At 44.7% G+C, this 13,483-nt stretch carries 10 protein-coding genes and 2 tRNA genes; 9 read left to right on the top strand and 3 right to left on the bottom strand.

What is annotated here, in order from left to right:
* Positions 1-76 precede the first annotated feature (76 nt).
* From JMX83_RS05275 to JMX83_RS05265, 3 genes are all read left to right on the top strand, one after another.
* Positions 77-2,023 (top strand): AAA family ATPase, encoded by a 1,947-nt coding sequence (locus tag JMX83_RS05275; protein ID WP_201599497.1) that lies wholly within the window; start codon positions 77-79, stop codon positions 2,021-2,023.
* 146 nt (positions 2,024-2,169) lie between these two features.
* On the top strand, positions 2,170-3,318 hold the full coding sequence (locus JMX83_RS05270) for a type I glyceraldehyde-3-phosphate dehydrogenase (RefSeq protein WP_227675743.1): 1,149 nt from the start codon (positions 2,170-2,172) through the stop codon (positions 3,316-3,318).
* A 92-nt stretch (positions 3,319-3,410) separates the two neighbouring features.
* A tRNA-Ser gene (locus JMX83_RS05265) sits at positions 3,411-3,501 on the top strand.
* Positions 3,502-3,627: 126 nt separating this feature from the next.
* Here the strand turns inward: JMX83_RS05265 and JMX83_RS05260 are convergent.
* The 3 genes from JMX83_RS05260 to JMX83_RS05250 form a co-directional block, all read right to left on the bottom strand.
* On the bottom strand, positions 3,628-4,359 hold the full coding sequence (locus tag JMX83_RS05260) for a hypothetical protein (RefSeq protein WP_227675742.1): 732 nt from the start codon (positions 4,357-4,359) through the stop codon (positions 3,628-3,630).
* 349 nt (positions 4,360-4,708) lie between these two features.
* Positions 4,709-5,041: a CopG family transcriptional regulator gene (locus tag JMX83_RS05255; protein WP_201599496.1), complete on the bottom strand. Its 333-nt coding sequence runs from the start codon at positions 5,039-5,041 to the stop codon at positions 4,709-4,711.
* A 190-nt stretch (positions 5,042-5,231) separates the two neighbouring features.
* Positions 5,232-5,307: transfer RNA gene (locus tag JMX83_RS05250), tRNA-Asn, on the bottom strand.
* Positions 5,308-5,800: 493 nt separating this feature from the next.
* Between JMX83_RS05250 and JMX83_RS05245 the strand changes: the two genes are divergently transcribed.
* The 6 genes from JMX83_RS05245 (at position 5,801) to JMX83_RS05220 (ending at position 13,219) form a co-directional block, all read left to right on the top strand.
* Positions 5,801-6,145: a DMT family transporter gene (locus tag JMX83_RS05245; protein ID WP_201599578.1), complete on the top strand. Its 345-nt coding sequence runs from the start codon at positions 5,801-5,803 to the stop codon at positions 6,143-6,145.
* Between the two features lies 1 nt (position 6,146).
* Positions 6,147-6,737 (top strand): TetR/AcrR family transcriptional regulator, encoded by a 591-nt coding sequence (locus JMX83_RS05240; protein WP_227675741.1) that lies wholly within the window; start codon positions 6,147-6,149, stop codon positions 6,735-6,737.
* Between the two features lie 117 nt (positions 6,738-6,854).
* Positions 6,855-8,357, top strand: a complete 1,503-nt coding sequence (gene betB, locus JMX83_RS05235) for a betaine-aldehyde dehydrogenase (RefSeq protein ID WP_201599495.1) — start codon at positions 6,855-6,857, stop codon at positions 8,355-8,357.
* Positions 8,358-8,462: 105 nt separating this feature from the next.
* Positions 8,463-10,163, top strand: a complete 1,701-nt coding sequence (betA, locus tag JMX83_RS05230; protein WP_201599494.1) for a choline dehydrogenase — start codon at positions 8,463-8,465, stop codon at positions 10,161-10,163.
* A 291-nt stretch (positions 10,164-10,454) separates the two neighbouring features.
* Positions 10,455-12,500: a choline BCCT transporter BetT gene (gene betT / locus JMX83_RS05225; protein ID WP_201599493.1), complete on the top strand. Its 2,046-nt coding sequence runs from the start codon at positions 10,455-10,457 to the stop codon at positions 12,498-12,500.
* Positions 12,501-12,730: 230 nt separating this feature from the next.
* Positions 12,731-13,219 carry a M48 family metallopeptidase gene (locus JMX83_RS05220; RefSeq protein WP_201599492.1) on the top strand — a complete coding sequence of 163 codons (489 nt, stop codon included), beginning with the start codon at positions 12,731-12,733 and terminating at the stop codon, positions 13,217-13,219.
* Positions 13,220-13,483 lie beyond the last annotated feature (264 nt).

Genomic DNA, 13,483 nt, shown 5'->3' with positions numbered 1-13,483 from the left:
CAAATGTTGCGTTTTTTTCCATTATGATGATGGTTTTATTATTCTCTTTTTTCACATTACTGGCTGGTTTGAATCTATGCGTCAATCTTCTGCTCTCGATATCTTAAAAACAGGTCAAAACGTCTTTTTAACGGGCTCAGCAGGCTCAGGTAAGACCTATACGCTCAATCAATATATTGATTATCTACGCGCTCGCCGTGTGCCTGTTGCGGTGACTGCCAGTACCGGTATTGCTGCCACGCACATGAACGGCACAACGATTCATAGTTGGTCAGGTATCGGTATCAAAGATGAGCTGTCTGATCGAGATTTGACAAATTTATCACGCAAGCAGTTCTTAGCAGACAGACTAAAAGATACAGCGGTATTGGTTATCGATGAGATATCAATGCTACATGCCAAGCAGCTTAACTTGGTTAGCCAAGTCCTCAAGCATGTCCGCAAAAATAACAAAGCCTTTGGTGGTATACAAGTCGTTGTCGCAGGAGACTTCTTTCAGTTACCACCGATTGGCAGTAAAGGTGAGACGAATCGTGATAAATTCGCGTTTATGTCTGAGGCGTGGCTCGATGCCAAGTTCCATATTTGCTATCTGTCAGAGCAGCATAGACAAGTCAGTGAAGCGGCAAATGGCGGGCTTGATTTGGATGATATTCTCAATCAAATCCGTCGTCAGGAAGTGACCTTTGAGGCGATTGCCGCCTTAGAGAGTACGTACGATCAAAGCGTCGATATCAAACGCACTCGTCTCTATACGCACAATCTTAACGTCAATAAAATTAATGACAAAGAGTTGGCATTGCTAGACGGAGAGATGATGCGCTTTGAGGCGACGACCACGGGTGACAGTAAGCTGGTTGAGACCTTAAAAAAGACCGTACGTACCCAAGACGAGCTGATTCTCAAAGTGGGTGCAAAGGTGATGTTTATCAAAAACAATGCCGAGCTTGGCGTGTCTAATGGGACGATGGGTGAGCTGATTGGGTTTGCTGCGGTCAAAATAGATGACAGTAAAGACAGTAGTGATGCGCTAATTGAAGATGATAGCAGTAGTGACAGTGAAGATACTAGCGTAGCCACTGATAAAAAGACGACCAAAGACAAAAAGAGCGCTGCTAAAAAAGAAGCCGAGAAGCCAAAAGCAAAAAAAACAACGACACAAAAAATGCCTGTGGTCAGGCTAAACTCAGGACGTGAAGTCATTGCTGAGCCTGAAGAATGGATCATCGAAGATGAGACGGGTGATGTGCTGGCAAGTTATTTACAAGTGCCGCTCTGTCTAGCATGGGCGATTACGATTCATAAATCGCAAGGCATGACCCTTGATGCCGCTGAAATCGACCTGTCACGTACCTTTGAGCTAGGACAAGGCTACGTGGCATTATCGCGCCTCAAATCACTGGCAGGATTGCAGCTATTAGGTATGAATGACATGAGCTTGCAACTTGATCCGCTGGCACGCGGCGCAGACAAGCGTTTTTTGGTATTGTCTGAAGAAGCCGATGCCAACTATGCGATGCTCGATGAAGAAAGCATGCAGCAGGCCCATGAGAAGTTTGTCCTAAAGTCAGGTGGTACACTGAGTAAATCCGTGATTGACGCCTATGCCGCGCTGCAAAAAAAGCGCCGTGAGCAGCAGCAAGCGCAAATCGATAAAAAGCAAAAACTAGGCAATCAGGTCTCTGATAAGTCAGAAAGCACCTTGCGTGCAACCAGAGTGCTATTGGAAGAAAGTTTGACCATAGCGGAAATCTCGCAAGCGCGTCAGCTGTCGCAATCGACGATCATGCGCCATATCGGCGAGCTAAAATCGCAAGACCCAAGCCTTGCCTGCGATCATCTACGTCCAGAGGATGAGGTCATGACAGCGGTTGGCAATGCTTATGTCGCCATCAAAGTCGCGAACAATCCAAACGATTTTAATGATGATGGTAGTATCAAACTGCGTCCGATATTTGATCATCTTAAACAAAGCATCGATTACAACACCATTCGTTTGGCACTGATTTTTATCACGCCGTAATTTTTTATGACAAGATAGTTTGTTATGACATGATAAATTTTTATGACCCTGTAGATTTTTTTGAAAAACTAATATTGAACCAACTATTAGAGCGTGTCTAAAGCGACAACGCTCATTCTTTATATCCCTTTATAGCGATATCTTTTATGCCTGATTTTTCTAGCGCCACCTACCAGTTGACCTCTGACCCGATAGCGGCGACGTATCGTACTACTGGTGAACACTCACAGCCACTGAGAGTCGCTATCAATGGCTTTGGTCGTATAGGGCGCAATGTTCTGCGAGCCTTGCTAGAGCGCTTTGAGGTGTTAGGACGTGCCATTCATGTGGTCGCCATCAATGATTTGGCGCCAGCAGATATTTTGCTGCACTTATTAAAGTTTGATAGCACGCATGGTCGCCTGAGTCGGTTGGGCGTCAATGCTGAAATTGTAGAAAGTGGGGCAGATGAGGATAGTAGAACTCAGCTCTGTCTGACCAAAAATAATTTGACGTATTGCATCAATATGCTATCAGAGCCCAATCCACAAAATTTGCCTTGGCAGTCGCTAGGCGTCGATGTGGTGCTGGAGTGTACGGGGCATTTTCGCTCGTATGAGCAAGCCATTCTACATATTGAGGCTGGCGCACAGCAAGTAATCATTGGTGCAGCGCCATTCGATGACGTGGACGCTTGTATCGTCATGGGTGTGAATACCGATGCACTCACGCTTGATCTACCGATTATCTCTAGTGTCTCTTGTACCACGCAGGCATTGGTGCCGCTGATTGATACGCTTGATAAAGCGTTTGGTGTTAAATCTGCCATGATGACAGAGATTCATGCGGTCACCGCTGATCAAACCGTGCTCGATCAGGCGCATCGAGACCCAAGACGGGCGCGTGCTTCTGGCTATAATATTATCCCAACGACTTCTAGTAGTATCGCTGCGACGGAGCGTGTCCTACCAGCCATGGTAGGCAAGATAAATGGGCACTCGATACGTGTACCTACTATCGATGTGGCAGCAATCGATGTGACTTTTGTATTTGACACGCCAGATGTCAGTATTGAGGATATTCGTGAGACGCTCAAGTCAGCCAGTCAAGCGCATCTGCATGACATCATGGCATATACCGACGAGCCCTTAGTATCCAGTGATTTTATTCATCAGACCGAGTCGCTGATCATTGATGGTCAGCAGCTCATGCAAGTAGGCGAGCAGTACAAGGTCTTTGCTTGGTATGATAACGAATGGGGGTATGCCAACAGGCTGCTCGATATGTGCTTACATCTGGCGTACAGCAAGCGATAATGCACCAATTTAAAAGTATTTTAAAATTAATTGAGTTTTTTTAGATTAGGGGCTTGCATTATAAAATGATATCTATATAATGATGCACCAATGGAGACGTGGCAGAGCGGTTGAATGCACCGGTCTTGAAAACCGACAAGGGTTAATAGCCCTTCGAGAGTTCGAATCTCTCCGTCTCCGCCAAATTCGAAAAAGCCCCAATCAGCAATGATTGGGGCTTTTTTTATAGGGCTGCTATATATAAAGAAAGACTGAGATATAAAGACTGAGTCACATGTTCTACAAAATCTTAAATAGTACGTTGTACGGCTATTTTGCCAGTGAGCTGCCAAACTCAACGGTTTGATCATCTGCTAATATCAGTTTGCCTTCCTCAATCTCGATTGTCATGCCGTTGGGGTTTTTGATTGCACGCATGACATTGATGTCCTCAATACTACTCTCGATAATGATTTTGCCAGATTGTTCTGGCTCGATAGCTGGATCGAATTGTATCAAGGGAACATTGAAGCTTTTACCTTGCGTAAGGTTGGCATCTTTCATGCTGAGCACGCCTTTGAAGCTCTGTATAGCGACATCGCCATGATTAGATAGCATGAACTGCATTTTGACTTGGTTTAAGCTATCACTGTCACTGGTCTTAATTGGTAATAGGGCGACAGGGTATTTCTGTGCTGTCGCATTTGCCGCCTGACCAGTCACGATAGGGCTCTTTTTACCCGTTGGATTATTGGGATGCAAACGCTCGTACTCACGCTGTTGTATTAGGGCTTGCTCAATCGTGGTACGCGGCATGGCGCCTGATTCATAAGCCTCGCTGAGTTTCATTCGCAGCATATATCGGCTCAGCACTTGCTGATCGGCCGCAGGCAATTGCTCAAAGGTTTGTCCTAGCTTTTTTTGCCAATGGTCAGAATCAGTCGGTATGGTTGTTTTGCTGGGGTCAGTTTGTGGTGATGAGCAGCCAGGTGCAATCGCTAGCATCGCCACCGTAATGCTCAAACACAAAGTTTTATTAAAACGATTTTGTAAATTCATCATCGTACACCTCCCTATACATTTTTATTATGGTAAAACCTGACGAACAATCGCGACTGTTATTCTTAATATACCTCGTTTAAGGAGAGGTTTTGTTTAATTATGGCTAACTACCGTAGCAAACTGACGATAGTGTCAAAAAATCAGTGCTGTGAAGTATGAAAAAAATGTATAAAGATAAAAAGTTTTAATAAAGTTTTACTCTGAATAATAGCTCTGGATAACAGCCACAAAAAAAGACCAAGCTTGCGTTAGCAAACTTGGTCTTTTTTATAAATGTCGTTATCGGCTACTATTTGGTCGCATATATCTGGCCGCATAATGACTTTTAGTTTGTCATGTTCAACATTGGTTATTGATCGTTGTCTTGCAACTCAGATAAAGAGTGAGAGATGTTGTTATTGTGCGTTACTACGATTGCTTCATCGATGATACGCTGACTGACGCCGCGCTTACGTAGCGTTTCGATAAATACCTCGTCATGAGCGAGCGTGTAATCTTGATGGTCACGATCTAAGCCTTGACGAATATAAAGACGAATAAGGCCTTGAATGCGCTTAAAGCCCAATTCTGACGTTGTCGCTTCCAATAGGCCAATCATTTCTTCAGACAAACGAATGCTGATCGGGCGCATGATTTTTTGCGGATGATCAGAAAACTTATTTTTTACACGTACAGGTATCATAATAAACCATTATTTTTAGTGAGTAGGAGTAAAACACTCAAACAAAAACGAACCCAATCAGAACTCATCTTACCATACAACAAAAATGCCTAAAAGAACACAGCCGCCATGCGAATATTATTATAGACAAATGCGAAAACGGCAACAATAAAAAAACCTTCATCAAATAGTGATGAAGGTTTTTAGTATATGGCTCTCCAACCTGGGCTCGAACCAGGGACACACGGATTAACAGTCCGTTGCTCTACCAACTGAGCTATTGGAGAATAAGCTGTCATAACTGCAAGTGTTTCAAGCTTTATAAAGCAGTAATTACTTGGCTTGTTTGCGTTATGTGGGGCACATTTTAGCCAAGTCGTTAGAGGCTGTCAACCTTATTATGCGATTAATTATAAATATTGTCGCAATTAGTAGAAATAGGCGCTTATCCCTTGCTAGATAGGGCATTTCAGCCTCTTTATTCACCCAAGAATAATGCAAGGTTACTTATTTGCTCCAATCGCTACCTACATTTATAGAAAACATCAGATTTTGAAAAGAGTAATTGGTGCAATATTTACATGCTTACCAACCTAACCGGATCGAACTAACTATAAAGGTAGCAATATCTTGCTACTAAGACGATCACTACACGGTTTGACACAATAAAGACGCAAGACAGCCCTTCACATTGCTGGAATATTGCTATAAAATACCTACCATATGGTTTCTTTGCTATACTTCATTAGCAAATGCTTGGATAAAGGCGGTGTGCTAACGATGAGTCCCACGACGATTGCTTACGGTTATCTGACGATCGCTATTGTATGCGAGGTGATTGGCACGACTTTTTTAGTAAAGTCAGAGCAGTTTACCCGTTTGGGGCCGACGCTGATGATGGGTGCGCTTTACGCGCTCTCATTTTACTTGTTGGCACAGACACTCAAGGTCATCCCTTTAGGTATTGCCTATGCATTATGGGGTGGATTGGGCATTGTGCTGACATCGCTCGCAGGATTGGTGCTATTCAAGCAAAACCTAGATACGGCAGCAGTGGTTGGCATCGCTATGATCGTCGGCGGTGTTGTTGTGATGAATTTATTGTCTAACTCTGTGGTGCATTAATATGAATATAGAAGTGGAAAATGCTCATAAGCGCAAAAAACAGCCAGAAGTGGTTCGCCGTGCCTTACTTGATCAGGCAGCACGGATAACGCTTGAGCAAGGACTGACGAAGGTAACGTTTCAGGCGGTCGCTGATGCCGTAGGCGTGACAAAGGGTGGCGTGATGCATCATTTCGCAACCAAAAACGCCCTTGTGCTTGAAGTGTTTAATGATGCGATGGCGAAATTTGAGGCAGAAGTAGATGCCGCCATGGCTAGTGACCCTGTGAGTTATGGTTCTTTTACCCGTGCCTATATAGATGCAACCATCAGCTTGGGCGAAAAAGCGCAAGCAGAATACGATAATCAAGCAACATTATATGTATTGATGTTAGGTGATAGCGAGCTACGTGAGTTGTGGGCCAAATGGGCCAATGCTCAACTAAAGAAACACGCAGCCACTGACGATACTGAAACACTAAGCATGGTTCGTCTGACGGCTGATGGGATTTGGCTCTCGGACTTTTCAGGCATTCATATAGCGGACAAGCAGTCATTACACGATCGGTTGATAAAAATGACGCACCGTGACTTTGATACAAGTTCGAACTAATAAACATTTAGCCAATGAAAAACTACGAAAACTATATTCACAAAATTAAATAATGACGACATTATATGGTAAGAGCCTTTATGTAGCGGCTTTTGCCCATCGTCCTAAGGAGAATTTATGACAGATATCAACAATTTGACAGACATTATCGATTTAGAAAAAGTGCAAACCGCTTATATTAATGGTCGTTACTTGGCGGTCGATGACACGCTCGCCACTTTTGAAGATATCAATCCTGCGACTGGTGAGGTATTAGCAACCATTCAGCAAACGAGCAATGAGCAGATTGATGACGCGGTAAAAGCGGCACATAAAGGTCAAAAAATCTGGGCGGCGATGACGACTGTTGAACGTGGTCGTATTCTCTCAAAAGCCGTTGAAATATTGCGTGCGCGCAACGATGTGTTGGCACTACTTGAGACCAAAGACACAGGTAAAGCTTACTCTGAGACAAAGTATGTCGATATCGTGACTGGAGCCGATGTCATTGAGTACTATGCAGGGCTTGCGCCCATGATTGAAGGTCGTCAGATTCCACTGCGTGATACGAGCTTTGTCTATACTCGCCGCGAGCCACTTGGCGTAGTCGCTGGTATTGGTGCATGGAACTATCCTATTCAGATCGCCATGTGGAAAGCAGCACCTGCATTGGCTGCTGGTAATGCGATGATCTTTAAGCCATCAGAAGTCACCCCTTTGACCGCTTTAAAACTGGCTGAGATTTTGACAGAAGCGGGCCTGCCAGATGGTGTGTTCAATGTTGTACAAGGCAACTACGAAGTAGGCCAAGCGCTGACCAATCATCCAGATATCGCCAAAGTATCATTCACAGGTGGCGTACCGACTGGTAAAAAGGTCATGTCGAGCGCAGCAAGCTCATCTCTAAAAGATGTGACGCTAGAGCTTGGTGGTAAATCACCATTGATCATATTTGATGATGCCGATATCGATACCGCGGCTGACATCGCTATGATGGCGAATTTTTATAGTACCGGTCAGGTATGTACCAATGGCACGCGAGTGTTTGTCCCTAAGGCGATGCAAGAAAAGTTTGAGCAAGCCATTTTAACGCGTGTTGAGCGTATTAAGTTGGGCGATCCGGTGGATGAGAACATCAACATGGGTCCATTGGTCAGCTTCCCACATATGGAAAGAGTGCTCGGCTATATCGAGCAAGGCAAAGAGGGCGGCGCACGTCTACTAACGGGCGGCGCACGCGTCACAACAGATGCACTGGCAAATGGTGCCTTTGTTGAGCCGACCGTATTTACAGATTGCAGCGACGATATGACCATCGTGCGTGAGGAAATCTTTGGTCCAGTTATGTCAATATTGACCTACGAGACCGAAGAGGAAGTCATCCGCCGCGCCAATGATACCGATTATGGCTTAGCAGCTGGGGTGGTGACTGCGGATCTAAATCGCGCGCATCGCGTCATCGCTCAGATCGAGGCGGGCATCTGCTGGTTGAACACGTGGGGTGAGTCAGCGGCACAGATGCCAGTCGGTGGCTATAAGCACTCAGGTATTGGCCGCGAAAACGGGGTTGAGGCGCTTGAGCATTATACTCAAACCAAATCTATCCAAGTAGAGTTGGGTGCGTTTGAATCGGTCTTTTAATGATTGGTATTGAGAAAAACGAGGGCAGTTTGGGCCTGATGACGCTGTGCATTTGACCTTACTGCTACCAACCGATTTATATTTTTCAATATTATGGAGTATGTTATGACATCAACCACCCCTGAGTACGATTATATTATTGTTGGTGCAGGGTCAGCAGGTAATGTGCTGGCCACGCGTTTGACCGAAGATGCCAATATCAAAGTATTGCTACTAGAAGCTGGTCGTCCAGATTATCGATTGGATTTTCGTACTCAAATGCCAGCGGCGCTTGCAATGCCGCTGCAAGGTACGACTTATAACTGGGGCTACAAGACAGATCCTGAGCCATATATGAACAACCGTGTCATGGACTGTGGTCGCGGTAAAGGGCTTGGCGGCTCATCGCTTATCAACGGTATGTGCTACATCCGCGGTAATGCGCTGGATTATGATGACTGGGCAAAAATCAAAGGTCTGGAAGATTGGACGTATTTAGATTGCCTACCGTATTTTAAAAAGTCAGAAAACCGCGATGTTGGTGAAAATGACTACCACGGTGCGGGCGGCCCTGTTGAGATGACTACCTCAAAGCCAGGCGTCAATCCTCTGTTCCAAGCCATGATTGAAGCGGGCGTACAAGCAGGATATCCGCGTACCGAAGACCTAAACGGCTATCAGCAAGAAGGTTTCGGTCCGATGGATCGCTTTGTAACGCCAAATGGTCGCCGCGCTTCAACGGCTCGAGGCTATCTGGATCGCGCCAAGCCGCGTAGCAATATCACGATCTTGACTGGTGCGCTGACCGATGTGATCTTATTTGATGGTAAGCGTGCCGTCGGTGTCAAGGTAGAGCATGGAGGCCAAACCAAAAAGTTTTATGCCTCTCGTGAAGTGGTGGTGTCCTCTGGTGCGATTGCCTCACCGCAGCTATTGCAGCGCTCTGGTATTGGCCCTGGTCAATGGCTTAGAGACGCTGGTGTGACTGAAATACTAGATTTACCGGGCGTTGGTAATAACTTGCAGGATCATTTAGAGCTGTATATGCAGTATGAATGTAAGCTGCCAGTCTCGATTGCGCCTGCCAACAAATGGTGGAATAAACCTGCCATTGGTGCAGAGTGGTTGTTCAATGGTACAGGTCTAGGAGCTTCCAACCAGTTTGAAGGTGGCGGTTTTATCCGTACGGATGAGAAATTCACGCACCCAAATATTCAGTATCATTTCTTGCCGCTTGCCGTGCGTTATGATGGCCGTAGTGCCAGTGATTCGCACAGTTTTCAAGCCCATGTTGGCTCATTGCGTTCACCAAGTCGTGGTCGCGTCAAGCTGACCTCAAAAGACCCAAGTGCGCATCCAAGTATTTTATTTAACTATATGTCACATGATCAGGATTGGCAGGAGTTCCGTGCGGCGATGCGTATCACGCGTGAGATCATGCATCAACCTGCGCTGGACCCTTATCGCGGTGCTGCCATCTCACCAACCGAAGACTTGGTCACCGATCAGCAGCTAGATGACTATGTGCGCGAGCATGGCGAGACGGCATATCATCCGTCGTGTACGTGTGCCATGGGTGAAGATAATGATTCGGTCGTCAATGGCGAAGGGCTAGTACATGGTATCGATGGTTTGCGAGTCGTCGATGCATCTATTATGCCAAATATTATTAGCGGCAATCTCAATGCCACCACCATTATGCTGGCCGAAAAAATCGTTGATAAAATGAAAGGCGTACAACTGCCTCGCTCTACAGCAGATTATTATGTCGCCAATGGAGCACCGCTACGCTCTGAGCCAATGCGCGATTACCTCTCAACGATGTAAGCTAAGCGGCTGGGCAGGTAGGCAGGGCGAGATGCGCTGCTGAATAAATAACGATATAAGATAACTTCAAAGTAATGGCCTTTCACGTAAAGGCCTTTTTTATCAGCGCTGATGTAGTAGAGCGATGCAAGTCGTTACGATAGGCGCTGTTTATCATTTTATTCGCTTTTATTCATTGGTACTGCTTTGTGCGTCATGCGGTTATGTATACGTTATGTGGTTAAAAGTCATAATGCTATGCCGGACAAAGCAATATCGGACACTGTTTAATTTACCTATTTGAGGTCTTTTATGTACAGTTCGCCATCACAAGATGTGACGAAACCTTTGAGCCTAAATAAAACTGTGTTTTTAGGTTCGGCTATTATTTCTATTTTATTGATAATCTGGACCATTGTTTTTCCAGATTATAGTGAGACCTTACTTAGCTCAAGCATGGCTTGGGTATCAGATAAGTTTGGCTGGTACTATATGTTGGTGGTTGCCGCTTATAGCATCTTTGCTTTGTTTGTCGGTTTTTCTAAGTATGGTGATATCAAGCTAGGTCAGGATCACGAAAAAGCACAGTTTCCGTTTTTAGCGTGGGCGGCCATGCTGTTTTCAGCGGGCATCGGTATTGATTTACTGTTTTTTGGTGCGTCAGAGCCATTGATGCATTATTTAACGCCGCATACGGGACTAGAACCTGCGAGTGCTGAGGCCATGCGTCAAGCGCTCGCCCAGACTTTCTTGCATTGGGGTCTACATGGTTGGGGTATCTATGCGCTGATTGGTATGGCGTTGGCTTACTTCGCTTATCGCAAAAACATGCCGCTCGCGCTACGCTCACCGCTAACACCGATATTTGGTGAACGCTTGATCAAAGGCTGGTTGGGTGATGGTATTGATACCTTTGGTGTCGTCTGTACATTGATGGGTATTGCGACCAGTCTGGGTATCGGGGTCTTACAGGCCAATGCTGGCTTGACCCATGTGTTTGGTATTGAATCTAGCAAAATGGTTCAAGCGCTTATCATTGTAGGCGTTGTCATTGCCGCAGCGATCTCTGCGATGACGGGTGTCGAAAAAGGCGTACGTCGTCTATCTGAATTCAATATGCTGTCATCAATATTGCTATTGCTTGCCATACTCGTGATGGGTAATACCGTATATTTATTAAACACTTTTACCCAAAATATTGGTCAATACTTCCAAACCATTATTTATAAAACCTTTGATGTTTACGCTTACGACGGTACTGCTGGTGCCGACTGGAAATCAGGTTGGACGATATTTTTCTGGGCATGGTGGGTCGCTTGGGCACCGTTTGTTGGTCTATTTATCGCGCGTATTAGCCGTGGTCGCACGCTGCGTGAGTTTGTCTTTGGTGTGATGTTCATTCCATTGGGCTTTATTTTTGCATGGTTTTCTATCTTTGGTAACACTGCGATAGATCTGGTCGCTAATGGTGCAACGGCGCTTGGTGAAACTGCTGTCAATGATGCCGCGATGGGTATGTTTGCGCTATTTGAGTACTTCCCTTATAGCGAAGTCCTATCATTTGCAGGTGTAATCATCGGTTTAGTGTTCTTTGTGACTTCTGCTGACTCAGGCGCGTTGGTACTTGCGAACCTAAGCTCAAGAGGCATGACTAATGACACCGATGCACCGGTTTGGTTACGTTTATTTTGGGCAGCGGCGACAGGTCTTATCACGTTAGGCTTATTGTTTGCGGGCGGTTTTGCCTCATTACAATCCGTCTCTGTGATTGCAGGCTTGCCGTTCTCTCTGATTCTAGTGCTTTACATGATGTCCATGTGGAAGTCATTGAAAGAAGAGGGCAATAAGCGCAAAGCTAGCACGATTGGTACCGCCAATGTACTTGATAGCGGCAAAGGTTGGAAAGCACGCTTGCAACGCATTGTTAGCTTCCCAGGACACGCGCAGGTCGAAAAATTCTTGAAAACGGTTGTGATGCCAGCGATGACTGAGGTCGAAAAAGAGTTCAAAGCAGGCGGTCTCAAAACCTCGTTAGATGCGCATAATCTTGCGAGTATTGGTGAAGATATCGATGCCGGTATGGATAAAGACAGTGGTCAGGTAGACGGCCTAAAACTGCGCGTTGGTCATGGCGATGAAGATGATTTTATTTATGAAGTCAATTTGATCAAAGCTGAACGACCTAACTTTACATTGAATACGTCAACCAAGCACGCCGAGTACTACTACCGTGCTGAGGTGTTCTTAAGTGAAGGTTCGCAAGAGTATGACTTGGTCGGTTATACCAAAGAGCAAGTATTGGTCGATATCTTAAATCAGTATGAGCGTCATTTGCAGTATCTACATTTAGAGCGTTAATGGCTTAGACTTATCAGCTATCAATCCATATGCACGATAGCTGACAAGTGACTGTCTTTATAAGAAAATGTTATAAGAAATGACCCCATAAGTTGGCTACAGCTTATGGGGTTTTTTATGACGAACAAAACAAGCGAGAAACAGCATAAGTGAAAGATAACATATAGCCAATATAAGGTAAAATCTATCAAACAAGCGGATAAGTTTTTACACAAGCAAAGGATATTGTTGTGACGAGGTTAAAATACATAGCGCATTACTCAGAGCAGGTTCAAACGCAAGCCGCGCAAATGATAAGCGACGGTAGGATGGGTGAGTATTTGGATAAAAAATATCCCACCCAGCATCAAGTACAAAGTGATAAGGCGCTTTATCACTATATCAATGAGATAAAAAACCAGTATATGCGTAAGATTGGCCCGCTATCACATGTCAGTTACAGCAGTAAATTAAAGGTCTTAAAACATGCGCTAGGTATCCATACCACCCAATCTCGCGTGCAAGGCAGCAAGCTTAAATCCCATAACAGCATCACGGTGGCCAGTCTATTTAAAGACGCACCGCCAGAGTTTTTACGGATGATTGTGGTGCATGAGCTCGCGCATTTTAAAGAGCACGATCATAACAAGGCGTTTTATCAACTGTGTTGTCATATGGAGCCTGAGTATCATCAGCTCGAATTAGATATGCGTTTATGGTTGCACTGGCAAGAGCGGTGACCACAACTATGGCTAGCTATAAATAATAGCGTCATAAAAATTTGCACTATCAATGTCAAATATTCTAAGAAATTGAGCATTCAAAGATTGACTGAGTATGCTTTTAATAAAATATATCGTCATAAAATATTTAGATTTCTCAATAATAGCATCCACCGATAAACGGTATAAAAAATAGTATGAACGGTTTTTTTAATAAATAGGATATTTATTTGCTATAAAGAATATTATTTACATGCTAAATAAAGAATATATCGCATGTAC

Source organism: Psychrobacter piscatorii (assembly GCF_904846415.1).
GTDB lineage: Bacteria > Pseudomonadota > Gammaproteobacteria > Pseudomonadales > Moraxellaceae > Psychrobacter > Psychrobacter piscatorii.
The sequence above is the reverse complement of the archived record's forward strand: the minus strand, read 5'-3'. Positions and strand labels throughout refer to the sequence as shown.